The organism is Azospirillum melinis (genome assembly GCF_013340935.1).
In the GTDB taxonomy this organism is placed as follows: domain Bacteria; phylum Pseudomonadota; class Alphaproteobacteria; order Azospirillales; family Azospirillaceae; genus Azospirillum; species Azospirillum melinis.
This window is the reverse complement of sequence record NZ_WHOS01000062.1, coordinates 16,878-43,307: the sequence shown is the minus strand read 5'-3', so window position 1 is coordinate 43,307 and position 26,430 is coordinate 16,878. Positions and strand designations below refer to the sequence as shown.

Here is a 26,430-nt window from a genome sequence, read left to right as displayed (position 1 = left end):
CCCCCCAGACGGCAGCCGCCCCGCCGGAGTCGGCGCTGCGTCATCTCGACGACCTGCGCCAGCTCGGCCGGATCGGCTATATTCGCGGGATCGAGGCCAAGCTGCGCGAGATCGAGGCGGAGGACGCCGCCGCAACGTCCTTCGTCGAACGGCTGCGAACGCTGGTGCGCGCCTTCGACCTGAAAGGGTATATGCGTGCGGTGGAAGAGGCGGCGGCGCAGCGCGACGCCGCAGAGGGCGAGAAAGATCGGGCGGACAATGATCTGGCAGAAGACGGGGCCGTGACCGGATGAAGCGCCGCGACATGATCCTGGTGGTGGACGACACTCCCGACACGCTGGGATTCCTGACGGAGGCCATCGAACAGGCCGACCTGACCGTGCTGGTCGCCGTCGATGGCGAGAGCGCGCTGGATCTGGTCGGCCAGATCACGCCGGACCTCGTCCTGATGGACGCGGTGATGCCCGGCCTGGATGGTTTCGAGACCTGCCGGCGGCTGAAGCAGATCCCCCATTTGTCGCACATCCCCGTCATCTTCATGACCGGCCTCAGCGACACCGAGCATGTGGTGAAGGGGCTGGAGGCCGGCGGTGTCGATTACGTCACCAAGCCCATCGTGGTGGACGAGCTGATCGCCCGCATCCGCGTCCATCTGACCAATGCCCGCGTCGCCTACGCCGCCCGCGCCGCGCTCGACGCCACCGGCCGTTTCCTGCTGGCGACGGACGGGGAGGGTCGTCTGCTGTGGTGCACCCCGCAGGCGGAGCGTCTGCTGGCCGGCCTGCCGCCGGACGCGGCCTCCGGGCTGGCCGCCGGTCTGGCGGGCCTGCGCCGGACTTCCTCCCCCGGCGGATCGGCGGAGACCTACACGGCAGAGCTGCCGGACGGCGAGGGGGTGCGGCGGCTGGAGTTCACCTATCTCAGCCCGGCCAACCCCGACGAATATCTGTTCCGCCTCAGCGAGCCGACCGCCGGCCGGCAGGAGGCGGTGCTGCGCGACGCTCTCGGCCTCACCGCGCGGGAGGCGGAGGTGCTGCTGTGGATCGCCAACGGCAAGCCCAACCGCGACATCGGCGAGATCCTGGGCATCAGCCCGCGCACGGTGAACAAGCACCTGGAACAGGTCTTCACCAAGCTGGGGGTGGAGAACCGCGCGTCCGCCGCAGCACTGGCGATCCGCACCCTGGCCGCGCGGGCGTGACGGCCCCGTCGTCGGAACCGCCCCCCGCCGAACGGCGCTCAGACCTCGACCGTCGGCTCCGCATTGCTGCGTCCGGCGATGATGTGGTTCATGATGCAGGTCATCACCGGCTCGCCGCGCTGGTTCAGCGTGGTGTAGGCCAGCCGCACCGTGCCGCGGCCGCCGCGGCGCGACGGGATCGTCTCCACCACCTCCACCCGGACGCGGATGGTGTCGCCGGGCCGCACCGGCCGCAGCCAGCGCAGATCGTCCATGCCCGAGCCGCCCAGGCTGGTGCCGGTGATCAGCCCGATGTCGCGGAACAGCCGGAAGGTCAGCGACAGCGTGTGGAAGCCGCTGGCGATCAACCCCTGGAACGGCCCGTCCGCCGCGGCGACCGTGTCGATGTGGAAGGGCTGCGGGTCGAAGCGCAGGGCGAAGTCCATGATCTGGCTCTCGGTCAGGGTCGCCCCTTCCGAATCGAACACCTCGCCGATGCGGAAATCCTCGAAATGGCGGCCGGGCATCGTTTCGTTTCTCCCCTTGGTCATGGCTTGCCGGTCAGGTCTTGCCGATCAGCTTTTGTTGCTGGCGTCGGAGAGTAGCCCGCCCGACGCATCCGGCAAAGGGCAGGGACGCCACTGCCAAGGCATAGGCCCTACGTCGTAAACCGTTGGCGTTATTCGCATTCCGGTCGTGATCGGGCATGTTCCCGGTCGGATTCCAGACCATCGACGGACGGATGTCACCACTCCCTGCGCACAGTACCCCCCAAGGCACGTCGATGCCGCCCCCATTCCGTTGCGTCGTGTTTTCGGTTGCCGGGCAAGCCCTGGCGCTGCCGGTGGAAGCCGTGCGGCGCTTTTTGCCGTTGCCGCGGCTGGACCGGCTGCCGACCGCGCCGCTGCCGGTGGAGGGCGTCTTCCGCTACCAGGGCGAGGTGGTGCCGGTCCTGCGCCTGGATGTCCTGCTCGATCTCGTGCCGTTCGACTCCCTGGCGGGGGGAGCGGCCCCCGGCCTCTATTCGCCGCTTCTCCTGATCACCTGGCAGGGGCGGCCGGCAGCGCTGCTGGCCGATCAGGTCCATGGCGACACGCTGGTGGAGTCGGCGGAGCGCACGCAGCCCGACCCGGCGCTGAGCTTCAACGGCTGTGCCGCCGGTGCCTTTCCGGACCGGATGACCGGCCGTGGCGGCAGCGTGACCCTGCTCGCCCCCGACCGGCTGCTGAGCGAGGCGGAGGGCCGGCTGCTCGACGCCTTCTGTGCGTCGGCGGAACGCCGGCTGGCGCAGTGGCAGGTCCCTGCCGAGGCAAACGACGAGGCATCCGTCGGGAACGGAGCCGCATGATGGCCAACCCTGCCGCAACCATCGAGGCGATCCGCCGCGATCCGCATTTCCCGCGCCTGAAGGCGATGGTGATCGACGCCACCGGCCTCGCCTATTACGCCGACAAGGACGCCGCCTTCGCCGAGCGGATCAACCGCCGGCTGCCCTTCGGCACCGTCACCACCGTCGCCGGCTATCTGGCCGCACTGGAGGCGGAGGGGCCGGGCGGCGCGGAATATCAGGGACTGATCAACGAGCTGGCGGTGGGGGAGACCTTCTTCTTCCGCTACATCGAGCAGTTCGACGCGCTCCGCGCCGTCGCCATCCCCGAATGCATCCGCCGCAACCAGTCGAGCCGCCTGCTGCGGATCTGGAGCGCCGGCTGCTCCATCGGGCCGGAAGCCTACACCATCGAAATCCTGCTCAAGCAGCATTTCGCCAGCCAGCTGGAGGGTTGGCAGGTCCACATCGTCGGCACCGACATCAACAACGCCTTCCTGGAGCAGGCGCGGCGCGCCGCCTATGGCGACTGGGCGGTGCGCGGCCTGTCGCCGGACACGCTGGAGGCCTGCTTCGACCGCCAGGACAGGCTGTGGTCGGTGAAGCCGAAATACCGGCAATGGACGACCTTCATGCCCTTCAACCTCGTGGAAGGGGCGATTCCCTCCTATCCGCACGGGATCGGGCATTTCGACATCATCCTGTGCCGCAACGTCATGATCTATTTCGACGAGGCGACGCGGCACCGGCTGCTGGGCAACCTGCACAACGCGCTGGCCGATGGAGGCTGGCTGGTGGTCGGTCATGCCGAGGCCGGGCCGCAGATGAACGAGCTGTTCATCCCGGTGTCGGTCCCCGGCGCCACCCTCTACCGCAAGCAGGCCGAACCGCCGGTCACGGCCGCGGTCGGCCGCAAGGCCGCCCCAAGCCCGGCGGCCGCCGCGCCGCCCCTGGCCCCGGCGCCGCGCCGCGCCGCCAAAGCCCCGGCGAAGCCTGCGCCGCGATCCGCAGCCGATGCCGCTTCCGTCTCGCAATCCGCCGGCCCGCAATCCCGCTCTCCCGCCTCCCCCCCGTCAGCCTTTCCCCCGTCCGGTGTGCCCGCTCCGCCGGATGCGGCCGAGACCGGCGAGCGCTCCTCGCAGCTGGAAGCCTGTCTGGCACGGGTCGAGGCGCAGCGGCTCGACCCCGCCGCCCACTACCAGCTGGGTCTGGTGGAGGAGGAACTGGGCGTCGGCGACCCGGTGGCGGCCTTCAAGCGGGCGCTCTATCTCGATCCGCGTTTCGTCCTGGCCGATTATCATCTGGCCCTGGCCTATTGGCGGCGAGGCCGGCTGGTTCCGGCCCAGCGCCATTTCCGCAACGCGCGCGAGGCGCTGGAGAACCGCGCCGACGGCGAGGCGGTGACGGAAGGCGGCGGCCTGACCGTGCAGGAGCTGCGCGGCATGCTGGACCTCTGGCTGACCGGTGAGGAGGGCTGATGGACGAGACGCTTGCCGGTACCGGGGCCGCCCCGCTCATCGCGGCCCTCGACAGCGCATCGCCCGACCGCGCCGCCAGCCGGGCCTCTGGCCGGGCCTCCATCGACTGGAACGCGGTGCGCGAAAAGGTGGCGCACCGCACCGCCGACCTGGAGGCGACCTTCGCCGGCCGCGGTCCCTGGGCCGACGCCGTGCTGGCCCGCCGGGCGCAGGAACTGGCCGAAGTCCCGCAGCTCGACGGCGAGGCGGGCACCGGCACGCCGATGCTGGTCGCCCGCGGTGCCGAGACCCTCTATGGGCTGGAACTGCGCCATCTCGGCCATATCGTACCGATGCCGCGTCTGGCCCGCGTGCCGGGAGCGCCGCCCGCAATCCTCGGCGTGATCGCCGTTGCCGGCAAGGTGATGCGCCTGTTCGACCTCGACAGCCTGTGCAGCGGGACGCATGCCGGCGCCGCCGGGATCGACCAGCCCGGCGGCTATGCCATCGTCCTGCGCACCGGCACCGGCCGTCCGGCCGCCTTGCGCTTGCACGAGGTCGAGCGGGTGGCCGACATCGTGCCGCCACGGACATCCGTCCCGGCGGAGGCCGGGCCGCTGGTCCGGGCGATCACCGCGGACCGCATGGCGATCCTCGACATGGCCGCCTTGCTCGACCTCGTGAAGACCTGAAAAACGCCCGATCCACCTTAAAAAAACCGCCTGGGGCCGGAGTGGAAGAATGAACGTGAAAGTCGCACACAAGCTGGTCCTGGGATTCGGCGTCGTCTGTGTCCTGACCGCATTGCTGGCGCTCTACCAGATGTCGCGCTTCTCCGACGCGCTGTCGGTGATCATGGCGGTGTCCAGCTACGACACCGAGGCCGCCGACATGGTGGTGACGGTCGGCAACTATCAGGCGGAGCTGCGCAGCACCCGTGAATCGGCGCTGAACGCCGTGTCCATCGCCAATGCCGAAGGGCGGGCCGCCGACATCCCGGCCATCATGGCGCCGCTGCGCAGCCATTACGACGAGGTCGGGGGCAAGCTGCGCGAAACGCTGGGCAAGCTGCGCTCGATGGTCGCCGAACGCTCGCAGAACAGCGTGACCGACAGCCGCCGCAAGGGCTGGGTGGAGCTGGACACTTCGGTGACCGAGATGAACCGCGCCATCGGCGCGGTGGGCGACGAGGCGCGGACCATCTACACCCTGCTGGAGCGCAACCAGACCGCCGAGGCGCTCCAGCGCCGCCAGCAGGTGGACCAGCTGCGCAAGGTGATGGAGCAGCGCATCGACGCCGCCCAGACCGCCATCGATCATCTGACCGCCGCCGGCCGCGACGATATCCGGGCGATCTACAACTCCGCCATCCAATCCTCGGTCATCGCGCTGGTGGCCGTCTTCCTGATCGCGGTGGTGGTCGCCTACACCATCGGCAGCTCCATCACCCGCCGGCTCGGCCGCGCCATCGACTTCGTCACCAAGGTCGGCCACGGCGACCTGACGCAGGAGATCGTGATCGCCGGCAAGGACGAACTCGCCGTCCTCGGCCAGCACCTGAACGAAATGGCCGGCCGGCTGAAGTCGATGGCCCGCACCACGCGGGAGACGGCCGAGAGCGTCCACGCCGCCACCGCCCAGATCCGCGCCTCGACCCAGCAGCAGTCGGCCAGCGTCGCCGAACAGCTGGCGGCGGTCGAGCAGACCACGGCGACCCTGTCGGAAATCACCGAGTCCGGCGCCCAGATCAACCGCCGCGCCCAGGACGTCTCCCACGGCGCCCAGACGGTGGCGGCCTCCAGCCATTCCGGCATGAAGGCGGTGGACGACACCATCCAGGCGATGGACGCCATCCGCGAACAGGCCGAGGCGGTGGCCGAGAACATCGTCATGCTGTCGGAGCGCACCCAGGCCATCGGCGAGATCATCGTGACGGTGAACGACATCGCCGAGCGCTGCCACCTGCTGGCGCTGAACGCCGCCATCGAGGCGGCGGCGGCCGGCGAGCATGGCCGCACCTTCTCCATCGTCGCCGGCGAGATCAAGAGCCTGGCCGACCAGTCGAAGGAGGCGACCTCCCAGGTCCGCTCCAACCTGTCGGAGATCCAGCACGGCATCAACGCGTCGGTGATGCTGACGGAGGAGGCGGTCAAGCGCGTCGCCGCCGGCAAGCGCCAGACCGATGCCACCCAGTCGACCATCCGCACCATGGCGGAGAACATCCAGGAGAGCGTGCTGGCCTTCCAGCAGATCGTCGCCGGCACCAACCAGCAGCAGATCGGCCTGGAGCAGGTGATCCAGGCGCTCCAGAACATCCGCGAGGCGAGCAGCCAGACGGCGGCCGGCACCCGCCAGCTGGAGGGCGCCGCCGCCAACCTGAACAACCTCGGCCAGGGTCTGGTCGAGGCGGTGCGGAACTACCGGGTGTGACGATGCACCGCCGAGGCCAGCACTTTTCCCCCTCTCCCCCCCGGGGAGAGGGTCGGGGTGAGGGGGATGCACCGCGTGCCTTCCCAAGAATCCTCGCCGCGCGCCCCCCTCACCCTAGCCCTCTCCCCGGGGGGGAGAGGGGAATATTCTGCTCGCGGAGCCCCTGAATGGACATCCGCCAGCGCCTGCTCGCTGCCTTCGACCTGGAGCACAAGGACCATCTCGCCGCCATCCGCAACGCGCTCCGCGATGCGGAGGCGACGGGCGATGCGCCGGATCTCGTCGACATCCACCGGCGCGCCCACAGCCTGAAGGGCGCTGCCCGTGCCGTCGACCTGCCGGAGGTGGAGGCGATCTCCCACCGGCTGGAGGCCGCCTTCATCGCCGTGCAGAAGGGGGAGATTCCGCTCGACCCCGCCAATGTCGGCGTGGTGCGCCGGTCGCTCGATGCCATCGAGGATCTGGTCGCCTGGTCGCTCCAGGGCGGCGATGCGGTGGAGACCGCCGGCGTGCTGGCCGATCTCGACGCGCTGGCCGCCGGCCGCAGCGGCGGGCCGGTCCCGGCTCCGTCTCCCGCCGCCGCCCGCGCCGCCATCCGCCGCCCGCCGGCCCAGCGCGACCGTGCCGCCGACGCCGACAGTGCCGCCCTGGTCCGCATCGCGTCACAGGGGCTGGAGCGCCTGTCGGAAACCGCATCCGCCCTTCTGCCGGAGGTGGAGGCCCAGGCCGGCCTCGGCGAACAGCTTCGCACGATGCGCCGGGAATGGCGGGCGCTCGACCGGGCATGGCGGCATCTGCGCGTTCAGATCGGCCGCGGCGTACGTACCGATGCGGTGGCGGGGGCCGATGCGCTGCCCGACGCGCTGCCCAGCGCGCTGGCCGGGCGTGGCGCGCTCCCCGCCCTGATGGCTTTCGAACGCCGCTTCCGCGCGCTCGGCGGCGCGCTCGACAGCGCGCACCGCAGCCACGACCGGCTGTTGTGGTCGATGCGGCGCTGGGGCGGCGGTCTCCAGCAGGACATGCGGCGGCTGCGCATGCTGCCGGCGGAAAACCAGCTGAGCGGCCTCGGCCGCATGGTCCGCGACATCAGCCGGGCCGAAGGCAAGGAGGTCGAGGTCGATGTCCGCGGGCTGGAGGTCGAGGCCGACCGCACCGTCCTGCAACGGCTGAAGGATCCGATCCTGCACATCGCCCGCAACGCCATCAGCCACGGCATCGAAACGCCGGCGGAGCGGCTGGCGCTGGGCAAGCGGCCGGCGGCGCGCGTCACCATCGCCGCGTCGGTCGAGGGCGCGCGCCTGCGCCTGCGCATCGAGGATGACGGCCGCGGGCTGGACCGCGCGGCGATCCTGCGCAAGGCGGCCGAGCGCGGCCTGATCGACGCCGCCGACCTGTCGTCCGGCGCGGAGATGCCGCAGGAGCGGCTGATCGAATTCCTGTTCCATCCCGGTTTTTCCACCGCCGCCCAGACCACCGAGCTGGCCGGGCGCGGCATGGGGCTCGCCATCGCGCGGCGGGAGGTGGAGCGGCTCCAGGGCAACCTGACCATCGCCGACCGCGCGGGCGGCGGCACCGCGGTCACCATCGAGGTGCCGCTCAGCCTGCTGAGCCAGCGTCTCGTCTTCGTCCAGGTGCAGGACCAGACCCTGGCGATCCCGTCCGCCGACGTCGTCCGCCTGCGCACCGCCACCGCCCAGTCGCTGTTCTCCGGCACCGGCACGCCGATGACCCGCATCGGCGAGGAGGAAATCCCCGTCACCTCGCTGGCCGCCCTCCTGGGCATGGAGGCGCCGGTGGTGCCGTCGGCCGAGCGCGGGCTGTCGCTGGTCGTGGTGCGGGCGGGGGACCGGCGGCTGGCGCTGGCGGTCGACCGCTTCGTCGCCACGCGCGAGACGGTGGTGACGGCGGCGGAGGAGACCGGGCTGGACAGCGGCCGCTATCTCGGCACCGTGCTGATGGACGATGGCGGGCCGGCTCTGGTGCTGAACATTCCGGGCCTGATGCCGCTGCCCGGCAGCACCCTGCCGGCCCCGGCCCGCCCGGCCGAAGAGGCGACCCCTGCCCGGGCGCATATCCTGGTTGTCGATGACAGCATCACCACCCGCACGCTGGAAAAGAGCATCCTCGAAGCCCATGGTTATCGGGTGACGCTGTGCGTGGACGGGCGCGAGGCCCTGGAGCGCCTGTCGGAAGGGATGGAGGTTGGCCTGATCATCAGCGACGTCGAGATGCCCCGGATGGACGGCTTCGCCCTGTTGCAGGCGGTGAAGGCGGACAAGCGGCTGGAAGAGATTCCGGTGATCCTCGTCACCTCGCGCGCCAGCGACGAGGACCGCGAACGCGGCCTGCGGCTCGGCGCCGACGCCTACATCGTCAAGACGCGATTCGACCAGAACGAGCTTCTGGCCGGCATCCGGCGGCTGCTGTGAGCGGCCAGACGAACGGCGGCCCCCTCACCACCGGAACCCGTCGCATCCGCGTGCTGGTGGTCGAGGACAGCCCGGTCATCCAGCAGCTGCTGAGCCATGTCATCAGCGCCGACCCGCGGCTGGAGGTGGCGGGCATCGCCTCCACCGGCGAGCAGGCGCTGCGCATGATCGAACGGACGGCGCCCGACGTGGTGTCGCTCGACATCCGCCTGCCGGGCATCGACGGGTTCGAGGTGACCAGCCGCATCATGCGGCAGACCCCGCTGCCGATCGTGGTGGTGGCGTCGGACGTGCGCGACCTCGACATCCCGATGCGGGCGCTCCAGGCCGGCGCGCTGGCGGTGGTGGAGAAGCCGGGCAGCATGGCGCGCGCCGACTACCAGACGGTGGCGCACCATCTCTGCACCCAGCTGGTCATCATGAGCCAGGTGAAGGTGATCCGCCACCGCATCACCGCCCGCGGCGCACGCTCCACCTCCGGAATGTCCGCAGGAGTTTCCGCCGACGCGCCGTCTCAGGACAACAGGCTGCCGGACGAGGCGGTGGCGGCCGACGGCCGGCCCCGGCGCTTCCGTGCGCTCGGCCTCGTCGCCTCCACCGGCGGGCCGGCGGCGCTGTCGAAGATTCTGAAGGACATGCCGGCCGATTTCCCGCTGCCGGTCTTCGTGGTCCAGCATATGGGCGCGCCCTTCATGGCCGGCTTTGCCAACTGGCTCGGCACCGTCTCCGCCTTGCCGGTGCGGCTGGGAGAGGCCGGGCTGACCCCGCGGCCCGGTACGGTCTATGTCGCGCCGGGCGACCGGCACCTGCTGGTGGACGGCGCCACGCTGCGCCTGACCGCCGACCCGATGGTCTGCGGCCAGCGCCCGTCGGGCGAGGTGCTGTTCCAGTCGATGGCGCGCGCCTATGGCGCGTCCGGCATCGGCGTGCTGCTGACCGGAATGGGCGAGGATGGCGCAAGAGGGTTGGTGGACATGCGTACGGCCGGCGCCTACACCATAGCCGAACATGCCTCCACGGCGGTGATCCACAGCATGCCCGGCACCGCGGTGCGGCTGGGCGGTGCCGTGGAGGAACTGCCCCTCGACCGGGTGGCCGGACGGCTGCTGCAATTGACCTCCGACGATAAGATGGCGTCATGAACGGACCCCGCACCTTGGTAGTCATGGGTTCCCAGACGCAGGGGCTTCTGCTGAAGCTGCTGCTGGAGGAACGCGGCGTGGAGACCGTCTGCGTCGAAGGCATCGAACCCGCCCTGGCGGAGATCGCCGGCACCCCGCAGGATCTGCTGATCGTCGAGGGCGAGCTTGCCGGCCCGACCGGCCTGGCCGAACTGCGCGCCCGCACCGACGCCGCCGTCATCGTGCTCGGCCGCGGGCCGGGGGAGAGCGACCCCTCCGACCCCAAGGCGGTGGTGGAGACCGCCTGCGCGCTGATCGAGCGGCGCAGCGCCCCGCCGACGGCGCCGGAGATCTTCCGCCGCGCCCGCATCCTGATCGTCGACGACAGCGCGACCTACCGCGAATTCCTGCGCGCCGAGCTGGAGCAGGAGGGCTGCACCGTCACCGCCGCCCGCAACGCCGACGAGGCGGTGGCGGCGCTGGCCGGCGGTGCCTTGGACTGCGTCATCCTGGATCTCGTGATGCCGGGCACCAGCGGCACCCAGCTCTGTGAAAGATTCGACAGGTTCCGCCGCCAGCGCGGCCTGTTCTTCCAAATCGTCATCCTGACCAGCCAGGACGATGAGGAACAGCTGATGATCAGCCTGAACGCAGGAGCCGACGATTTCGTTGGAAAGGGACAGACGATGGATGTCCTCAAGATCAGGCTGATGGCGCTTCTTCGGCGCAAATACTTCGTCGAGGACCATCTTATCCGTTTGCCGCGTGTTGCACCTTCCGCATAGGAGGGGAGTAGGGCCATCGTGTGATTTCGAAAGCCGGCTTGTCCGTTTATTCTCTGCGGGCTTTACGAAACTGTCCGACGGTCCGACAGGTGCCCATGGCGATCAGCCTCCAGCCCATCCACGAGCCCCCGATCTCCAGAGACACCGACGCAAGAGACACCGACGCGATGCACCGATCTTCGGCCACCCCCATGTCCCCGACCGATCTTCGGTATCGCGAGTGCCTCGAGAATGCCCGGCGCGTCTGCGCGGCCGGGACGGTTCCGACCATGCTGGTGGTCGGCGGGCCGGAGATGGCCGCCGTCCGCTGCAACGAGGCGCTGGCGACCCTGCTGAATCGCCCGCGTGCCGCCGTCCGTGACGAAAGCGGGCCGAACCTGCTGCCGGGCGGCTGGACCGCGGTGGCCGAGGCGCTGCGCCCGCTCTACCGCGAGGGAACCGCCGACAGCCCGGCCTCGCCCCCCGACAGCGTCCGGTTGACGCTGCCCAGCGAACCGCCGATCGGCCTGCGCGCGACGCCGCTGCTGGTCGACGGCCGGGTCGTCGGGGTGCTGGCGACGGCGACCTTGGACGGCGCCATCGCCCAGATGGCCGAGACCATGCGGGCGGAGGTGGCGCGCACCACCGCGGCGCGCTCCCGCTTCCTGGCCTCGGCCAGCCACGACCTGCGCCAGCCCTTCCAGGCGATGCGCCTGTTCCTCGACGCCCTGACCAACCAGGTGGAGGGCAACGCCCGGGCGTCGCGCACCGCCGGCATGCTGGCCAACGCCATGACGGCCGGCGAGCAGCTGCTGAACGCCCTGCTCGACATCTCGACGCTGGATGCCGGCACGGTCGAGGCCGACCTGCAGGCGGTGCCGCTCGACGCGCTGCTGCAATCGCTGGCCGACGAATTCCGTCCGCAGGCGGAGGAGAAGGGGCTGCGCCTGCGCGTCCATCTGCCCTGCCGGGCGGTGACCCGCAGCGACCCTATCCTGCTCGGCCGCATCGTCCGCAACCTGCTGGCCAACGCCATCCGCTACACCCAGCGCGGCGGCATCCTGCTCGGCCTGCGCAAGCGCGACGGCCGCTGGCGCATCGAGGTGTGGGACACCGGCTTCGGCATCCCCCAGGACAAGCTGGACGTCATCTTCGACGAGTTCCACCAGCTGACCAACCCGGCGCGCGATCCCACCCGCGGCCTCGGCCTCGGCCTCGCCATCGTCCGGCGCCTGTCGGTCCTGCTGCATGCCCCCATCGACGTGCAGTCGCGCTCGGGCCGCGGCTCGGTCTTCGCCGTCACCGTCGAGCGGCTGGAGGCGGAAGAGGCGCCCGTTGACGCCCCGGCCGCGGCATCTGCAACCGGCCAGGGTGCGGCCGCCGTGCCGCTGGACGGCATGCGCATCCTGGTGGTGGACGACGACAGCATGGTGCTGTCCGGCCTGCTGCTGACCTTGGAAAGCTGGGGCTGCGCCTTCGTCTCGGCGTCCAACATGCGCGAGGTGTTCGCCGCGGTCGACGGGCTGGAGGGACCGCCCGACGCCATTCTGACCGACCTGCGCCTGCCGGGAAAGGTGTCCGGCTTCGACGTGATCGACCGCGTCCGGAAGCTGTTCAAGACCGAGATCCCGGCTGTGGTCCTCACTGGCGAGACCGCGCCCGAATCCCTGCTGGAAGGCCAGCGCCGCGGCTGCGCCTTCCTGCACAAGCCGCTGCACCCCGGCGACCTGCGCCGCGTGCTGGAAGAGGTGCGGCGGGACGGAACGGCGGGCTGCTGATCCGCTAAGCTCAACCCTGCTGCGTGCTCAGGTCAGGCGACCCGCTGCGGCAAGCAGCCGTTCCAGGACAGCCAGCGCGTCGGAAATCGCGTCTGGTGAAGGCGGCGGCGATTCGTCCTCAGGCGGATAGCGATATTCCGTCGCCCACGAGGTGAAGGGGCGGCATCGGTCGAGATCGTCCGCAAGCTCCGGATAGAGTGGAGCGGCGACCGAGGCCAATTCATCGAGATCGTGGACTTTACGGAATCCCAGGCCAGCCGACACGAGCAAGCCCTTCATGATCTTCTCGGCAGCCTGTTGGCAGTGATAGGCGGCGTTCCCCGGTGAGGGTGGATCCATAGCGAGGCAGGCCTGCGCGACCCGCCGATCCTCCGCGGCCACCTTCCACCAGCGGCGGGCCTCTTCCAGACTCGCCGAACGGTCATTGTCGCTCATAGACGACAACCCCTTCGCGGTCGGCGATGTGGGAAAGCGAGCCGGCCACGCCGCGCTTCCGTTCGAAGACCGAGGCACGGCAGGCGACGATGTCGACCGCCCGATGATAGGTCTTGCGGGCTTCGTACTTGCTCCGCCAGGAAAGCCGTTCCGGCGGCGTGTCGTCTTCGACGATCACGAACAGGTCATAGTCGCTGTCTTTCCCGGCATCGCCCCTTGCCTGGGATCCGAACAGGATCACTTTCCGCGGCTGGAAATGGGCAATGACCGGACGAAGCAGTTCATCCGGTACTTCCGGTGCGCGAAGATGGTCTTGTCTTTCGGCGCCCGCCATATCGTCCTCTCTGGAGAGAGTTCAGTCTAACAGGCCGATACCGCCCCCTCAATCCCGCCCCCCTCAATCCCTGGGCGGGCTTTGCAGGTACAGCACCAGCAGCCGCACCAGGCTTTCCAGCGCGTCGGCGTGGATGCGCTCGTAGCCGTGGGAGGCGTCGATGCCGAAGCAGACCAGCGCCGTGCGGATGTCGTTGCCGGCCTCGATGGCCGACGCGCTGTCGCAGCGGTAATAGCGGAAGACGTCGCGCTGGTGCGGGATGTTCTGCGCCTGGCACAGCGCGATCAGCGAATGGGTCAGCGCCATGTCGAAGGGGCCGGTGCTGTCGGCCATGGCGATGGTGACGCCATATTCGCTGCTGTTCTGGCCGGGGGCGGTGGTGCCGTTGTCGATGGTCACCATCTCCGCCACGTCCTGATGCAGGATGGACGAGGCGCCGGACCCGACCTCCTCGGAGATCGTGAACAGCAGGTGGCAATCGACGGGCAGGGCGGCCCCGGCATCGACCACCGCCTTGGCCGCGCCCAGCATCACCGCCACCCCGGCCTTGTCGTCGAGATGGCGCGAGACGATGTAGCCGTTCTCCAGGAATTCCGGCTGCGGGTCGATCGACACGATGTCGCCGATGTTGAAGCCGCGCTCCTCCAGATCGCGCCGGTTGGCGACCGGGGCGTCGACGCGCAGCTCCACCTGCTGCCAGGTGACCGGCTGGCTGTCGACCTCCTTGTTGAAGGTGTGGCCCGACGCCTTCAGCGGCAGGATAGTGCCGCGCCAGGGGCCGCGGTCGGTCAGCACGGTGCAGCGCGCCCCCTCGGCAAAGCGCGACGACCAGTGGCCGATGGGCACCAGCTCCATCCGGCCATTGTCCTTCAGCATCTTCACCTGGGCGCCCAGCGTGTCGACATGGGCGACCAGCGCCCGGTCGGGCGTTGAGCGCACTCCCTTCAGGTCGGCCCGGATGGCGCCGCGCCGCGTCAGCTCATAGGGGATGCCCATCCGCTCCAGCTCGGCGCAGCACAGCCGCACCACGTCGGCCGTGTAGCCGGTCGGGCTCGGTGTGGTCAGCAGCCGGTACAGGATATCGGTGACATACCCCATGTCGATGGGCAGCGGCACGGCCATGGTCGGATTTTCCTCCTCAGGATGGTGGCATGGCGGGTGCCGGCCTCACAGCACCCCCCGCGTCTGCGGGAACAGCAGATCGACGAAGCGTTCCGCCGTCGGCTGGGGTTCGTGGTTGGCGAGGCCCGGACGCTCGTTCGCCTCGATGAAGACATGGCCCGGCCGGTCCGGCGCCTCGACCAGCAGGTCGAAGCCCGCCACCGGGATGTCCAGCGCGCGGGCGGCGACCGTCGCCACCTCCACCAGTTCCGGGTGCAGGCTGTCGGTCACATCGTGGATGGTGCCGCCGGTGTGCAGGTTCGCCGTCTTGCGCACCGGCAGCACCTCGCCGGCCGCCAGCACGTCGTCCAGGCTCTTGCCGGCGGCGGCGAGGCAGCGGTCGGTCTCGGCGTCCATCGGGATGTGGCTCTCCCCGCCGGTGGCGGCGGCGCGGCGGCGGCTCTGCGCCTCGATCAGCTCGCGCACCGTGTGGCTGCCGTCGCCGGTCACCTCGGCCGGGCGGCGCACCGCGGCGGCCACCACCTTCTTGTCGATGACGATGATCCGCAGATCCTGCCCCTCATAAAACTGCTCCAGCAGCACCGTGTCGCAATGCTGGCGGGCCGAGGCGATGGCGCGCTCCATCGTCTCGGCGTCGCGCACGTCCACCGTGATGCCGCGCCCCTGCTCGCCGCGCGCCGGCTTGACCACGATGCGGCCATGGGTTGCCAGGAAGGCGGCATTCTCCTCCGGCTCCCCCGCCACCGTCTGGGCTGGCACCTTCAGGCTGGCGCGCTCCAGAACGCGCCGCGTCACCGCCTTGTCGTCGCAACGGCTCATCGCGACGGCGCTGGTCAGCTCGCTCAGCGACTCCCGGCACACCACGCTACGTCCGCCCCAGGTCAGGCAGAAATAGCCGGCCTCGGCATCCAGCACATCGACGCCGATGCCGCGCCGCCGCGCCTCGTTGACGATGATGGTGGCATAGGGGTTCAGCTGCTCGCCCGGCTGCGGGCCGGTGAACAGCCGCTCGTTGATCGGGTTCTTGGTCTTCAGGGCGAAGGCCGGAATCCGGCGGAAATTCAGCTTCTCATAGAGCCCGATGGCGGTCTCGTTGTCGTGCAGGACCGACAGATCGAGGAAGGCGCGGCCGCGCGCCTGCACATGCTCCGCCACCGTGCGGACCAGTGTCTCGCCGATCCCCGGAAAGGAGGCCTGCGGATCGACCGCCAGGCACCAGAGCGAGCTGCCATTCTCCGGGTCGCCATAGGCATGGGCATGGTCCACCGCCGTAACCGAGCCGATGATCTCACCGGTGGAATCGTCGCAGGCGACGAAATGGGTCAGCACCCGGCTGTTGCGCGACGCCACCAGGAAGGAGGAGGAGACCGGCACCATCCGCCGCCGGGCATAGATGCGCTGCACCCCCTCGGCATCCTCGCGCGTGCGCAGCCGGCGGACGCTGTAGCCCTTGGGCCGGCGCCGCGACGGCCGGTAGTCGGTCAGCCACAGGCGGAAGGTGTGGGAGGGGTCGAGGAACAACTCCTGCGGTGCGCGCGACAGGGCGACATGCGGGTCCTGCAGATAGAAGACGATGTCGCGGGTGCCCGGTGCCTCCTGTCGCAGCGTGTCGATCATGCGGTCGAGATCGTCGAAGGTGTGGGCGAAGATCAGCCGTCCCCAGCCGCAATCGACCGTCACGTCGGCGCGCGGCGCGTCGGCCCCGGTCTCTCCGGCCGGCGGCCGGCCGGTGTAGCGGCGGGTGTGGCGCAGGGTGGCGCTGGCGGCGCGTTCCAGCCGGTGCGGTTTCACGCGGGCGTAGCTCATGGAATCCCCCTGGTCGTCGGATGCGGCTCCGCGCATTGGCAACATCCGGGGATGCGGATCGGTCCCGCGCCCGAATGCCCCGGCGGAGCGTCTGTCGTTTTGAGTCGCCTGCTTACAGGCCCTGTTCCTGGAACCAGAATTCCAGCAGGGCGACCTGCCACAGCTTCGATCCCCTGAGCGGCGTGATGTGGCGTTCCGGATCGGCCAGCAGCCGGTCGAGATAGTCGCGGCGGAACAGCCCGCGTTCGCGCGCCGACGGAGCGTTCAGCACGTCGCGCACCCGCTCCAGGAAGGGTCCGCGCAGGTATTTCAGCGCCGGGACCGGGAAATAGCCCTTCGGCCGGTCGATCACCGCCGCCGGCACCACCCGCCGCGCCGCTTCCTTCAGCACATACTTGCCGCCGTCCGGCAGCTTCATCTCCGCCGGGATGCGGGCGGCCAGCTCCACCAGCTCATGATCGAGGAAGGGCACGCGCGCTTCCAGCCCGGCGGCCATCGTCATGTTGTCGACCCGCTTCACCGGATCGTCGACCAGCATCACCGTGGTGTCGAGCCGCAGCGCCTTGTCCACCGGCCGCTCGGCGCCCGGCATGGCGAAGCGCTGCTCCAGCCAGCGGCGGGAATGATCCTCGCCGATGAACCTGGGGTCCAGCGCCTCGGCCATCTCGGCATGGTCGCGGTCGAAGAAGACGCGGGCGTAATCGCCGACGGCATCGCTGCTTTCCAGCAGCGGCGGATACCAGTGATAGCCGCCGAACACCTCGTCGGCGCCCTGGCCCGACTGCACCACCTTCACCTGCTTCGCCACCTCCTGCGACAGCAGGAAGAAGCCGATGTTGTCGTGGCTGACCATCGGCTCCGACATCGCACGCACGCAGTCGGTCAGTTCCGGCAGGGCACGGGCGCTGTCGACGAACAGGCGGTGGTGGTCGGTGCCGAAATGCCTGGCGACGATGTCGGAATACTGGAACTCGTCGCCGCGCTCGTCGCCCACCGTCTCGAAGCCGATGGAGAAGGTCTTCAGCCCGCTCTGCCCGTTCTCGGCCAAGAGCGCGGTGATCAGCGAGCTGTCCAGCCCGCCCGACAGCAGCACGCCCACCGGCACATCGGCGACCAGCCGGCGGCGCACCGCGCGGGTCAGCGTCTCCAGCACCAGCTCGCGCCATTCGGCGAAGTCGCGGCGCTCGTCGCCGGCCTGCGGTCCGAAGGTCAGCGACCAGTAGGTGTGTTCGCGCCGCGTGCCGTCCGGCTCGACCACCAGAACGGTGGCGGGCGGCAGCTTCCGCACGCCCTTCAGGATGGTGTAGGGCGCCGGGACGACGGCGTGGAAGCTCATGTAATGGTGCAGCGCCACCGGATCGACGTCGGTGTCGATCCCACCCGACGCCACCAGGGCGGGCAGGGAGGAGGCGAAGCGCAGGCCGCCGGGAATGTCGGCCAGATAGAGCGGCTTGATGCCCAGCCGGTCGCGGCCCAGCACCACCCGGCCGCTGTCGCGCTCGTGGATGGCGAAGGCGAACATGCCGTTCATGCGCTTGACGAAATCCGGCCCCCAGGCGTGATAGGCCTTGATCAGAACCTCGGTGTCGCCGCCGGAGAAAAAGCTGTAGCCAAGCCCGGTCAGTTCCTCGCGCAGCTCCCGGTGGTTGTAGATGCAGCCGTTGAAGACGATGGCGAGGCCCAGCGCGGAATCGACCATCGGCTGCTGCGATGCCTCGCTGAGGTCGATGATCTTCAGCCGGCGATGGCCGAAGGCGACGCGCCCATGGGCGAACAGGCCGTGGCCGTCCGGACCGCGCGGCGCCAGCCGGTCGCACATGGCCTGGACGGCGGCCGTGCTCGCCGCCTCGCCGGATTTGAAACGAATCTCGCCACTCACACCGCACATCGGCTGTCGAGCCTCCTCGTTGGTTCAGGACGAAGGGGCGCCAGACCCGTCAAAAAGGGCCGAACTGCACCACCGCTACCCGCGTGGAACAACGGCTGGCAGGGCTCAAGGTTCCTTTGGAAGCGCCGTTACAGCCCGAAGAAGCTGCGCAGCCGGGTCAGCAGGGCCTGCGATTCCACCGTCGGCGGCGGTGCGGCCCCCTGCTGGCGGTTGGTTTCGGCGGCGTTGCGGCTCTGGCGCTCGGCCATCAGCTCGGCCAGCCGTTCGGCCAGTTCCGGCCGGCGGCGCAGCACCGGGTCGAGGTGGTTCCGCGCCAGCTCGAACACAACGGAATCGGTGCAGGCGACCACCGAGGCGCTGCGCGGCTGGCCGGTCAGCAGCGACATCTCGCCGAACAGGTCGCCCGGCCGCAGACGCGTCAGATGCAGCACGCCCGGCCGCTGTCCGTCCATCGTGTCGGTGGCGAAAGCGGGGGCGGCGAAAGCGGGGGAAGGGGCGGCGACCTGCACGTCGAACACGCCCTCCGCGATGACGAACAGCGACTCTCCGGCATCGCCCTGGCGGACGGCGGGCGACCCGGCCGGGACATGGATCTGCCGCATCGCCAGGGCCAGCGCGTCGACCTCGTCATCGTCGAAGGCGTCGAACAGCTCGGTCTGGCGCAGCAGGCCGCGGCGCAGGGTGTCGGTGTCGGGCACTGCCGGCTGGCGCCGTCGGATTTCCTGCTTGGGCCGGGCCGGTTCGATCCCGGCGCGGGCGAGGTTGCCCACCACCGCCGCCAGCACGGAATCGCGCACCAGCGCCACTCGCCCGAAATCGTCCAGCCAGTAGCGCGCCAGATAGGAGATGCCGTTGGGTGTCACCGCCTCCACCACCACGTCGGGCCGCGGGGTGGTCAGCACGCCGTCGGCACACAGCATGGCCGACAGCAGGATGCGCTTGGCGCGCTCCACCGGCACCTCCTGGTCCAGCAGGATGGGGACGGTGGTGCGGAAGGCCGGGCTGGGGCGGCTGTAATTGACGAAGCGGCTGCCGGCGACGATGCCGTTCGGCACGACGATGGCGGTGCCGTCGCCAGCGATCAGCCGGGTGGCGCGCCAGTTGATCTCGTCCACCCGTCCCGACACGCCGGGCGACAGCTCCAGCCAGTCGCCGATGCGGTAGGGGTGCTCGATGTTCAGCGCGATGCCGGCAAAGATGTCGGCGATCATGTTGCGCAGCGCGAAGCCCAGCACGGCGATGGCGACGCCGGAGGTCGCCAGCAGGCCGGTCACCGGCTGCTCGAACACGAAGGCCAGGATCGCCACCACGGCGACGCCATAGACGAAGAAGCGCATCAGGTCGGCCAACAGCCGCGGGATGCGCGGCGGCCGCGGCGCGCCGTCGGGACCGAGCCCGCCATTGCCGGCCGCCAGCAGATCGATCAGCCGCGCCCCGCCCCAGGCGGCGACCAGCCAGGCGGCAGACGCGACGGCGATGTCGAACCCGCTGCTGAGATCCGGGCCGACGAGCGGCTCCAGATGGCGGTGCAGCCATGGCTTCGCGGCGACCAGAGCCGTCAGAAGGGCCAGGACCAGGGCGGGGGCGGACAGACGCCGCAGGGCGGTCATCGACGGGGTTCTCCTCGGCGGCGGGCCTTCGGGGGCCGGGCGAGGGCGACGATGGCACGAGCAGGAGCCGTTCCGTCAAGGGATCAATTCAAACCATCCAGCCCGATCAGGGGCTTGATCTTTCACACCTTCACCAGTTGCCTCGTTGCCTGCGGATAGCCCATGACGAAACCGCGGATCACCGGGTCGGTGCCCGCCACCGTGCCGGCGAAGACATAGGCGCGGCACAGCACGGCCAGCGCGGTCTCGGCATCGCCGCTCCTGCGCCGGAAGGCCGCGCCGTCGCGCAGTCCGGCGAACTCGCCCTGCCAGAAGGCCGGGTCGTCCAGCGGGCCGAAATTCATCGCCCAGAAGCCGAAGGCCCGTCCCGGCCGCTCCCACCGGCCCAGCACCGCCATGTTGCGGTGCCGCCCGTCGTGCAAAATGCGGTCGAACAGTCCGGTCACGGTGTCCGGCTCGCCTTCCAAGACTTGCAGGAAGGTTCCCTCATGCTCCACAAGGAAACCGGTCACGCCCAGGCGGCGATTGTTTGCAGAGCTTCGCACACAAATGTCCGCCAATGCCGAAAAAGGCAGCAGGGGCACCGCATCGCTTCGATAAAGCAAAGTCAACATCGGTCTCCTCCCTTTGCTTGGCCCATTTTTATTATGATGGTGGATCGAAAGCCGGCGTGCGGTAACCCTTTCTTTCGTAGAATCGTTGACGCACCCAGCAGACATAGTCCGAACCGGATGGACGTTAACGGCAGGTGCGGGAGGCGCCCATATCCAGGTGGAAATGGTTGCGGTGCGCCGCGTTATGGTCGGGGCCCAGCACGACGTCGAAGAAGCGGCAGGCGCCGTCGCGCAGGTCGCGCAGGAAGGCTGCCTTCCGCCCGTCCGCCCCGCGGCCTCCCTTCGCCTCCCAGTCGGTCAGCACGCCGATCCGCGTCCCGTCAGCCAGCACGAAGGCGGCGAGGTCGATGGCGTTGGCGGTGGCATGCTCGCTGCGCCGCCCCTCCGTCCGGCCATAGACGTTGCGGCAGGCATAGGTGCCGAGATGCTCGACCCGCGCCACCCTCTGGCCGAAATGCCGCTGCGCCGCCGGCTGGAGGGCGTTCGCCTCGAACAGGGTCCAGGCGGCGGCCAGCCCGCAGGTGGCGATGAAGCCGCTGCTGAAGGCCACGCCCGGCGCGGAGATGTCCGACCGCGATACCCGCACCACACCGCTGAGCGCGCAGTTCTCGTCCGACGGGCGGTCGGGCAGGGCGGTGAAGCGCAGCCCCGTTTCGCCCAGCGCCGCGCGGCACTGTTCCGGGTCGCGGGTCAGCCGCGACAGCTTGAAGCCGGTCAGCCAGTCCGGCTCCGCCCGCAGGTCGAGCCGCGCCCATGGGTCGTAGCGCGGCGGCACCGCGATCAGCCCGGCCCACACCCCGGCCGCCGCCCCGCCCAGCGCCAGCAGGACCAGCAGCGCCAGCCATCCGAGCAGCCGCGCCATATCGGAGTGTCTACCGGTCGAGCAGCCCGTGCCGCCGGTGCCAGTCCTCCAGCGATTCCTCCGGATAGCGGGCGAACTGCACGTCGTTCGGGCCTTGCGGCACCTCCACCCACGGCGCCTTGAAGTCCAGCATGATGTGGACCCGCTCCGGCGGCGTCGGCAGCGGCGTGTCGATGGCCGAGGCGAAGGGATGCACCAGCTCCGGCCAGGCCGGGTCCTCGGCCCACAGCGCCGTGCCGCAGTGCTTGCAGAAATGCCGGTGCGACGGACCCGGGTGGGTCTGACCGGGATGATCGGGATCCTCGATCGGCGCCCGCCACATCGCCACCGCCTCGCGTCCCTCGACCTCCAGCGTGTCGGCATCGCCGCCGAGATTGATGGCGTATCCCCCACCGCCGGCACTCTTGCGGCAGATGGTGCAGTAGCAGCGCATGTAGGGCACCGGCGTCGGCGAGTTCAGCGTAAAGCGAACGGCGCCGCAGCGGCAGGAACCGGAAAGTTTCATGGCAGGGAGGGCTCCGCGATTGAGATGCGTTCCTCCGCACCAGATGGGGCGGCCACCGCTCTTTGACAGCGCCCCTTTTGACGGAACGTCCCGGCGGAACGCCGCGGAAGGGTTCCTGTTGACCTCCTGAATCCCTTTCGCGGAACCACCTGCCAGCAGTCGGAGCGGTCATGTCCCAGCCAACAGGTCCAGCCTTCCAGGGCCACGCCCGCAAACAGCCGGCGCCGCCGCCGGACGCCATGGAGGTCAGCCTGACCATCAACGGCAGCCGCAAGACCCTGCGCGTCGCCCCCTGGACCAGCCTGCTCGACGCCCTGCGCCTGCATCTCGACCTGACCGGCACCAAGAAGGGCTGCGACCATGGCCAGTGCGGTGCCTGCACCGTGCTGGTGGACGGCCGCCGCATCAACTCCTGCCTGACCCTGGCGGTGATGGCGGAGGGGCGGACGGTGACCACCATCGAGGGCCTTGCCAGCGGCGACGCGCTCCACCCGTTGCAGGAGGCCTTCGTCGAGCAGGACGCCTTCCAGTGCGGCTACTGCACGCCCGGCCAGATCTGTTCCGCCGCCGGCCTGCTGGAGGAGGGGCACGCCAGGACCGACGACGACATCCGCGAACTGATGAGCGGCAACCTCTGCCGCTGCGGCGCCTATCCCAACATCGTCGCCGCCATCCGGCAGGTGATGGACGCGCAGCCGGCAGCCAGGGACGGAGGCACGCCATGAGGGCTTTCTCCTACGGCCGCCCCGACAGCGTCGATGCGGCGTTGCGTGGTGTGGCCGGCCAGCCCGGCACGACGACCGAGGCGGCGGTGAAGTTCGTTGCCGGCGGCACCAACCTGCTCGACCTGATGAAGGCCGACGTGATGCGGCCGGAGCGTCTGCTCGACATCTCCCGCCTCGGCCTCGACCAAATCGAGGAGATCGAAAACGGCGGCCTGCGCCTCGGCGCGCTCGCCCGCAATGCCGACACCGCCTATGACGCGCGGGTGCAGGCGCGCTATCCGATGCTGTCCAAGGCGATCCTGGCCGGCGCCTCGGCCCAGCTGCGCAACATGGCGACCAACGGCGGCAACCTGCTGCAACGCACGCGCTGCTATTACTTCTACGACACCGGCACCCCCTGCAACAAACGGGAGCCGGGGACCGGCTGCGGCGCGCTGACCGGGGTCAACCGCATTCACGCCATCCTGGGCGCCAGCGACCGCTGCATCGCCGTCCACCCGTCCGACATGTGCGTGGCGCTGGCGGCGCTGGACGCCGTGGTCCGCGTCAGCGGCCCCAAGGGCGAGCGCACCATCCCCTTCGCCGACTTCCACCGCCTGCCCGGCGACACCCCGCACATCGACAGCAATCTGGCCGCCGACGAGCTGATCACCGCCATCGACCTGCCGGCCGAGGGCTTCGCCGACCATTCGACCTACCTGAAGGTCCGCGACCGCGCCTCCTACGCCTTCGCGCTGGTGTCGGTGGCCGCCGCCCTCAAGCTGGACGGCCAGACGATCCGCAGCGCCCGGCTGGCGCTGGGCGGCGTCGCCCACAAGCCCTGGCGCGACCCGGCGGCCGAAGCCGGGCTGGCCGGCAAGCCCGCCTCGCTGGAGACCTTCCGCGAGGCCGCGCGCGTCCTGCTGCGCGACGCCAGGGTCCAGTCCCACAACGCCTTCAAGATCGGACTTGCCGAGCGCGCCATCGTCCGGGCGCTGGCCGAAGCCGCCGGAGTGGAGCACTCATGATCGCCAAACCGACCATCCCCGATCTTTTGGACCGCCCTGGTTCACAGATCGGCAAGCCCGTCAGCCGCGTCGACGGCCGGCTGAAGGTGACCGGCGGCGCCAGATACGCCGCGGAGTTCAACACGCCCGGCCTCGCCCACGGCTACATCGTCTCCAGCGCCATCGCCCGCGGCCGCATCCTCGCCATCGACACCGCGAAGGCGCTGGCGCTTCCCGGCGTCCTGCAAATCTTCACCCACGACAACCGGCCGAGCCTGCCCTGGTTCGACCGCAAGTGGAAGGACGACGACGCGCCGAAGGGCTCGCCCTTCCGCCCGCTCTACGATGCGACGATCCACCATGCGCTCCAGCCCATCGCCCTGGTGGTGGCGGAGAGCTTCGAGCTGGCGCGCTACGCCGCCCGCCTGATCCATGTGACCTACGAGGCGGACGAGCACCGTACCGACCTGCGTGCGGCCAAGGCGGACGCCTTCACCCCCGGCAAGGACAAGGGCGGCTTCCAGCCACCGCCCAAGCCGCGCGGCGATGCCGACACGGCACTGGCCGAGGCGGAAGTCAGCGTCGACCTGAACTTCTCCCAGGCGGTTGAGCATCACAACCCGATGGAGATGCACGCCTCCACCGTCATCTACCACAATGACGGCAGCCTGACCGTCCATGACAAGACGCAGGGGCCGATCAACACCCAGACCTATGTCTGCAACGTCTTCAACCTCTCCACCGACGCGGTGCGGGTGATCTCCCCCTTCGTCGGCGGCGCCTTCGGCTCGGGCCTGCGCCCGCAGCACCAGCTGTTCATGGCGGTGCTGGCGGCGACCACGCTGAAGCGCTCGGTCCGGGTCGAACTGACGCGCCCGCAGATGTTCAGCTTCGGCCACCGCCCGGAAACGCTCCAGCGCGTGGCGCTGGGGGCGCGCAAGGACGGCACCCTCACCGCCGTCATCCACGAGGCGGTGCAGGAGACCTCGCAGAACGAGAATTACGTCGAGGTCGTCGTCAACTGGTCGGGCCAGCAATACAGGTGCGACAATGTCCGGCTGGACTACAAGCTGGCGCGCCTGGACACCCACACCCCGCTCGACCAGCGGGCTCCCGGTGCGGCCACCGGCATCCCGGCGCTGGAGATCGCCATGGACGAGCTGGCGGCCAAGCTCGGCATGGACCCGCTGGAGCTGCGGCTGAAGAACTACACCGATGTCGATCCCAACACCGGCAAGCCCTTTTCCAGCAAGGAGCTGCGCGCCTGCTTCCAGCAGGGCGCCGAACGCTTCGGCTGGCACAAGCGCAGCCACGCCCCCCGCTCGATGCGCGAGGGCCGGCAGTTGGTCGGCTGGGGCATGGCGACCGGCGTGTGGGACGCCATGCAGGGGCAGGCGGTGGCGTCGGCCAGGCTCGGCATCGACGGCACGTTGACGGTGGGCAGCGCCACCGCCGACATCGGCCCCGGCACCTACACGGCGATGACGCAGATCGCCGCCGACATCCTGGGCCTGCCGATCGACAAGGTGAGCTTCCAGCTCGGCGACACCAACCTGCCGATGGCGCCGTTGCAGGGCGGGTCCTGGACGGTATCGTCGGTCGGCTCCGCCGTGAAGGCGGTCTGCGACCGGCTGCGCGACAGGCTGGCCGGTCTGGCGGCCGGGCTGAACGACGGCCCCCTGAAGGGGCTGAAGGCCGACGAGCTGATCTTCGCCGACGGCTTCCTGATCGCCAGGGCGGACCCGTCCTGGCGCCTGTCGATCACCGAGGTGATGCGGGCCAACGATCTGCTGGTGCTGGAGGACGAGGCGCGCTCGATCCCCTATTACAAGTCGCAGATGCAGCATGCGCTCGGCACCCACTCGGCCATCTTCGCGGAGGTGCGGGTGGACGAGGATCTCGGCACCGTGCAGGTGACCCGCGTGGTCAGCGCGGTGGCCGCCGGCCGCATCATCAATCCCAAGACGGCGCGCAGCCAGGTCCTGGGCGCGGTGGTGTGGGGCATCGGCATGGCGCTGGAGGAGGAGTCGATGACCGACCAGCGCCTGGGCCGCTTCATGAACCATGATTTCGGCGAGTATCACATCCCGGTGAACGCCGACGTGCACGACATCGACGTCATCTTCGTCGAAGAGCATGACGACATCGTCAACCCGCTCGGCGCCAAGGGGGTCGGCGAGATCGGCATCGTCGGCGTCCCCGCCGCCATCGCCAATGCGATTTACCACGCGACCGGCAAACGCCTGTGCGACCTGCCCATCACGCTGGATAAGATCCTAGGGGCTTAGCAGCCCGTGAAATCCCTCTCCCGCCCCGGGAGAGGGAAGGGGCCCAAGCGAAGCTTGGGAAGGGTGAGGGGTAGTGCAAGTATCCCGAACTAAGGGTTTCTTGGATCACCCCTCACCCTCCCGCCCTTGGCGGGCCCCTCCCTCTCCCGAGGCGGGAGAGGGGAGCTTCATCACCTTCGCGGCTGCCGGCAGACCCGGCAACCGCTAAAAAAACCCGACATCACCCCATGATGTTCTCGTCCGCCATGCGGCGAGGCATGTCGGTTTCGTGCTGGCGGTCCTGCTTCGGCGCCTTGGTGACGCTGAAGCCGATACCCGACAGCAAAAGAACGCCCAGCGAGGCGACGGTGACGATGTTGCAAAGCATAGCGACAGACCCTTTCCCTAACCTCTTTCGGCCGCCCGGTTCCTGGGACGGCCAGACCCTTATTGTGCGGTCTCCTGGGCAATAGACGCCGGGAGCCGTTTCTTTCTTCCGTGAGCCGGGCCGGGATGAGGAAAAAATATTCGTCCGTGGTCCGGACTGTATTTACTTCCAACACGTTGCCAGCACAGGCTGTGCGGAGCGGTCAGATAGTCCCGCAGCCGCGAACTGGCAATGGAAGCCGGCGACAAATCCGCGCAGCTCTGGTTAACAAAATTGTCATGGCAGCGGTGGGGGCGGGGAGGGGCTTCATCCCGCCTCTCCTCTCATACGCTCGGAACAGCTTTTTTCAGTCGTCATCCCCGCGAAGGCGGGGATGACGGCGAATAAGGTGTGGATGGGTCC

The 26,430-nt window shown here is 69.6% G+C and carries 24 protein-coding genes; 13 read left to right on the top strand and 11 right to left on the bottom strand.

The window, feature by feature from the left end:
• Window positions 1-293 (top strand): hypothetical protein (locus GBZ48_RS29705; protein ID WP_174474310.1); only part of this gene is annotated, 293 nt, incomplete at its 5' end.
• The gene (locus GBZ48_RS29700; protein WP_174474309.1) at window positions 290-1,201 is read left to right on the top strand and encodes a response regulator transcription factor; all 912 of its coding nucleotides are present in this window, start codon (window positions 290-292) and stop codon (window positions 1,199-1,201) included. The genes GBZ48_RS29705 and GBZ48_RS29700, both read left to right, overlap by 4 nt.
• Before the next feature lie 38 nt (window positions 1,202-1,239).
• Here GBZ48_RS29700 and GBZ48_RS29695 read toward each other — a convergent pair whose 3' ends face one another.
• Window positions 1,240-1,707, bottom strand: coding sequence for a MaoC family dehydratase (locus GBZ48_RS29695; protein WP_174474308.1), 468 nt, complete (start codon window positions 1,705-1,707; stop codon window positions 1,240-1,242).
• A 215-nt stretch (window positions 1,708-1,922) separates the two neighbouring features.
• Here GBZ48_RS29695 and GBZ48_RS29690 point away from each other — a divergent pair, with 215 nt between their 5' ends.
• The 8 genes from GBZ48_RS29690 to GBZ48_RS29655 all read left to right on the top strand — a co-directional run bounded on the left by GBZ48_RS29690 (window position 1,923) and on the right by GBZ48_RS29655 (window position 12,486).
• Window positions 1,923-2,528: a chemotaxis protein CheW gene (locus GBZ48_RS29690; RefSeq protein WP_343049719.1), complete on the top strand. Its 606-nt coding sequence runs from the start codon at window positions 1,923-1,925 to the stop codon at window positions 2,526-2,528.
• Window positions 2,525-3,985, top strand: a complete 1,461-nt coding sequence (locus GBZ48_RS29685) for a CheR family methyltransferase (RefSeq protein ID WP_174474306.1) — start codon at window positions 2,525-2,527, stop codon at window positions 3,983-3,985. The genes GBZ48_RS29690 and GBZ48_RS29685 overlap by 4 nt, the downstream gene beginning before the upstream one ends.
• Window positions 3,985-4,656 carry a chemotaxis protein CheW gene (locus GBZ48_RS29680; RefSeq protein WP_174474305.1) on the top strand — a complete coding sequence of 224 codons (672 nt, stop codon included), beginning with the start codon at window positions 3,985-3,987 and terminating at the stop codon, window positions 4,654-4,656. The genes GBZ48_RS29685 and GBZ48_RS29680 overlap by 1 nt, the downstream gene beginning before the upstream one ends.
• Window positions 4,657-4,705: 49 nt before the next feature.
• A complete protein-coding gene (locus tag GBZ48_RS29675; protein ID WP_174474304.1) occupies window positions 4,706-6,394 on the top strand; it encodes a methyl-accepting chemotaxis protein in 1,689 nt (562 codons plus the stop codon).
• Between the two features lie 167 nt (window positions 6,395-6,561).
• The gene (locus tag GBZ48_RS29670; protein ID WP_174474303.1) at window positions 6,562-8,823 is read left to right on the top strand and encodes a hybrid sensor histidine kinase/response regulator; all 2,262 of its coding nucleotides are present in this window, start codon (window positions 6,562-6,564) and stop codon (window positions 8,821-8,823) included.
• Window positions 8,820-9,965, top strand: coding sequence for a chemotaxis-specific protein-glutamate methyltransferase CheB (gene cheB / locus GBZ48_RS29665; RefSeq protein WP_343049717.1), 1,146 nt, complete (start codon window positions 8,820-8,822; stop codon window positions 9,963-9,965). Before GBZ48_RS29670 ends, cheB begins: the two co-directional genes overlap by 4 nt.
• Window positions 9,962-10,729 (top strand): response regulator transcription factor, encoded by a 768-nt coding sequence (locus GBZ48_RS29660; RefSeq protein ID WP_174474302.1) that lies wholly within the window; start codon window positions 9,962-9,964, stop codon window positions 10,727-10,729. The genes cheB and GBZ48_RS29660 overlap by 4 nt, the downstream gene beginning before the upstream one ends.
• Window positions 10,730-10,920: 191 nt before the next feature.
• Window positions 10,921-12,486: an ATP-binding response regulator gene (locus tag GBZ48_RS29655; RefSeq protein ID WP_246307552.1), complete on the top strand. Its 1,566-nt coding sequence runs from the start codon at window positions 10,921-10,923 to the stop codon at window positions 12,484-12,486.
• Window positions 12,487-12,513: 27 nt separating this feature from the next.
• Here the strand turns inward: GBZ48_RS29655 and GBZ48_RS29650 are convergent, their stop codons facing one another.
• The 9 genes from GBZ48_RS29650 to GBZ48_RS29610 all read right to left on the bottom strand — a co-directional run bounded on the left by GBZ48_RS29650 (window position 12,514) and on the right by GBZ48_RS29610 (window position 21,662).
• On the bottom strand, window positions 12,514-12,921 hold the full coding sequence (locus GBZ48_RS29650) for a HEPN domain-containing protein (RefSeq protein WP_174474300.1): 408 nt from the start codon (window positions 12,919-12,921) through the stop codon (window positions 12,514-12,516).
• On the bottom strand, window positions 12,908-13,255 hold the full coding sequence (locus GBZ48_RS29645) for a nucleotidyltransferase family protein (RefSeq protein WP_174474299.1): 348 nt from the start codon (window positions 13,253-13,255) through the stop codon (window positions 12,908-12,910). The genes GBZ48_RS29650 and GBZ48_RS29645 overlap by 14 nt, the downstream gene beginning before the upstream one ends.
• Window positions 13,256-13,318: 63 nt before the next feature.
• Entirely contained in the window at window positions 13,319-14,377 is a 1,059-nt protein-coding gene (locus tag GBZ48_RS29640; protein WP_098737783.1) for an osmoprotectant NAGGN system M42 family peptidase, read from the bottom strand.
• A 45-nt stretch (window positions 14,378-14,422) separates the two neighbouring features.
• A complete protein-coding gene (gene ngg / locus GBZ48_RS29635; RefSeq protein WP_174474298.1) occupies window positions 14,423-16,183 on the bottom strand; it encodes an N-acetylglutaminylglutamine synthetase in 1,761 nt (586 codons plus the stop codon).
• 112 nt (window positions 16,184-16,295) lie between these two features.
• Window positions 16,296-18,071, bottom strand: a complete 1,776-nt coding sequence (locus GBZ48_RS29630) for an N-acetylglutaminylglutamine amidotransferase (protein ID WP_174474297.1) — start codon at window positions 18,069-18,071, stop codon at window positions 16,296-16,298.
• Window positions 18,072-18,199: 128 nt separating this feature from the next.
• On the bottom strand, window positions 18,200-19,681 hold the full coding sequence (locus GBZ48_RS29625) for a mechanosensitive ion channel family protein (RefSeq protein ID WP_174474296.1): 1,482 nt from the start codon (window positions 19,679-19,681) through the stop codon (window positions 18,200-18,202).
• 122 nt (window positions 19,682-19,803) lie between these two features.
• Window positions 19,804-20,295: a BLUF domain-containing protein gene (locus GBZ48_RS29620; RefSeq protein ID WP_174474295.1), complete on the bottom strand. Its 492-nt coding sequence runs from the start codon at window positions 20,293-20,295 to the stop codon at window positions 19,804-19,806.
• Between the two features lie 124 nt (window positions 20,296-20,419).
• Window positions 20,420-21,157, bottom strand: a complete 738-nt coding sequence (locus tag GBZ48_RS29615; RefSeq protein WP_174474294.1) for an extensin-like domain-containing protein — start codon at window positions 21,155-21,157, stop codon at window positions 20,420-20,422.
• Between the two features lie 10 nt (window positions 21,158-21,167).
• Window positions 21,168-21,662, bottom strand: coding sequence for a GFA family protein (locus GBZ48_RS29610; protein WP_174474293.1), 495 nt, complete (start codon window positions 21,660-21,662; stop codon window positions 21,168-21,170).
• A 170-nt stretch (window positions 21,663-21,832) separates the two neighbouring features.
• Here GBZ48_RS29610 and GBZ48_RS29605 point away from each other — a divergent pair, with 170 nt between their 5' ends.
• From GBZ48_RS29605 to GBZ48_RS29595, 3 genes are read left to right on the top strand one after another with little or no spacing between them, the layout of a single operon-like run.
• The gene (locus tag GBZ48_RS29605; protein WP_425486026.1) at window positions 21,833-22,387 is read left to right on the top strand and encodes a (2Fe-2S)-binding protein; all 555 of its coding nucleotides are present in this window, start codon (window positions 21,833-21,835) and stop codon (window positions 22,385-22,387) included.
• Window positions 22,384-23,394 (top strand): FAD binding domain-containing protein, encoded by a 1,011-nt coding sequence (locus tag GBZ48_RS29600; RefSeq protein ID WP_174474292.1) that lies wholly within the window; start codon window positions 22,384-22,386, stop codon window positions 23,392-23,394. Before GBZ48_RS29605 ends, GBZ48_RS29600 begins: the two co-directional genes overlap by 4 nt.
• Complete coding sequence (locus tag GBZ48_RS29595; protein ID WP_174474291.1) at window positions 23,391-25,661, top strand: xanthine dehydrogenase family protein molybdopterin-binding subunit; 2,271 nt, start codon at window positions 23,391-23,393, stop codon at window positions 25,659-25,661. Before GBZ48_RS29600 ends, GBZ48_RS29595 begins: the two co-directional genes overlap by 4 nt.
• Before the next feature lie 220 nt (window positions 25,662-25,881).
• Here GBZ48_RS29595 and GBZ48_RS29590 read toward each other — a convergent pair whose 3' ends face one another.
• A complete protein-coding gene (locus GBZ48_RS29590) occupies window positions 25,882-26,028 on the bottom strand; it encodes a hypothetical protein (protein ID WP_167421730.1) in 147 nt (48 codons plus the stop codon).
• Window positions 26,029-26,430 lie beyond the last annotated feature (402 nt).

Excerpts from the sequence above, each read along its gene's own strand:
- GBZ48_RS29590 (WP_167421730.1), bottom strand. The coding sequence starts at position 26,028 with ATGCTTTGCAACATCGTCACCGTCGCCTCGCTGGGCGTTCTTTTGCTG.
- GBZ48_RS29670 (WP_174474303.1), top strand. The coding sequence starts at position 6,562 with ATGGACATCCGCCAGCGCCTGCTCGCTGCCTTCGACCTGGAGCACAAG.
- GBZ48_RS29660 (WP_174474302.1), top strand. The coding sequence starts at position 9,962 with ATGAACGGACCCCGCACCTTGGTAGTCATGGGTTCCCAGACGCAGGGG.
- GBZ48_RS29595 (WP_174474291.1), top strand. The coding sequence starts at position 23,391 with ATGATCGCCAAACCGACCATCCCCGATCTTTTGGACCGCCCTGGTTCA.
- GBZ48_RS29645 (WP_174474299.1), bottom strand. The coding sequence starts at position 13,255 with ATGGCGGGCGCCGAAAGACAAGACCATCTTCGCGCACCGGAAGTACCG.
- GBZ48_RS29700 (WP_174474309.1), top strand. The coding sequence starts at position 290 with ATGAAGCGCCGCGACATGATCCTGGTGGTGGACGACACTCCCGACACG.
- GBZ48_RS29625 (WP_174474296.1), bottom strand. The coding sequence starts at position 19,681 with ATGACCGCCCTGCGGCGTCTGTCCGCCCCCGCCCTGGTCCTGGCCCTT.
- GBZ48_RS29650 (WP_174474300.1), bottom strand. The coding sequence starts at position 12,921 with ATGAGCGACAATGACCGTTCGGCGAGTCTGGAAGAGGCCCGCCGCTGG.
- GBZ48_RS29615 (WP_174474294.1), bottom strand. The coding sequence starts at position 21,157 with ATGGCGCGGCTGCTCGGATGGCTGGCGCTGCTGGTCCTGCTGGCGCTG.
- GBZ48_RS29675 (WP_174474304.1), top strand. The coding sequence starts at position 4,706 with ATGAACGTGAAAGTCGCACACAAGCTGGTCCTGGGATTCGGCGTCGTC.
- GBZ48_RS29655 (WP_246307552.1), top strand. The coding sequence starts at position 10,921 with ATGTCCCCGACCGATCTTCGGTATCGCGAGTGCCTCGAGAATGCCCGG.
- GBZ48_RS29610 (WP_174474293.1), bottom strand. The coding sequence starts at position 21,662 with ATGAAACTTTCCGGTTCCTGCCGCTGCGGCGCCGTTCGCTTTACGCTG.
- GBZ48_RS29685 (WP_174474306.1), top strand. The coding sequence starts at position 2,525 with ATGATGGCCAACCCTGCCGCAACCATCGAGGCGATCCGCCGCGATCCG.
- GBZ48_RS29605 (WP_425486026.1), top strand. The coding sequence starts at position 21,833 with ATGTCCCAGCCAACAGGTCCAGCCTTCCAGGGCCACGCCCGCAAACAG.
- GBZ48_RS29620 (WP_174474295.1), bottom strand. The coding sequence starts at position 20,295 with ATGTTGACTTTGCTTTATCGAAGCGATGCGGTGCCCCTGCTGCCTTTT.
- GBZ48_RS29690 (WP_343049719.1), top strand. The coding sequence starts at position 1,923 with ATGTCACCACTCCCTGCGCACAGTACCCCCCAAGGCACGTCGATGCCG.
- GBZ48_RS29640 (WP_098737783.1), bottom strand. The coding sequence starts at position 14,377 with ATGGCCGTGCCGCTGCCCATCGACATGGGGTATGTCACCGATATCCTG.
- GBZ48_RS29695 (WP_174474308.1), bottom strand. The coding sequence starts at position 1,707 with ATGCCCGGCCGCCATTTCGAGGATTTCCGCATCGGCGAGGTGTTCGAT.
- GBZ48_RS29630 (WP_174474297.1), bottom strand. The coding sequence starts at position 18,071 with ATGTGCGGTGTGAGTGGCGAGATTCGTTTCAAATCCGGCGAGGCGGCG.
- ngg (WP_174474298.1), bottom strand. The coding sequence starts at position 16,183 with ATGAGCTACGCCCGCGTGAAACCGCACCGGCTGGAACGCGCCGCCAGC.
- GBZ48_RS29680 (WP_174474305.1), top strand. The coding sequence starts at position 3,985 with ATGGACGAGACGCTTGCCGGTACCGGGGCCGCCCCGCTCATCGCGGCC.
- GBZ48_RS29600 (WP_174474292.1), top strand. The coding sequence starts at position 22,384 with ATGAGGGCTTTCTCCTACGGCCGCCCCGACAGCGTCGATGCGGCGTTG.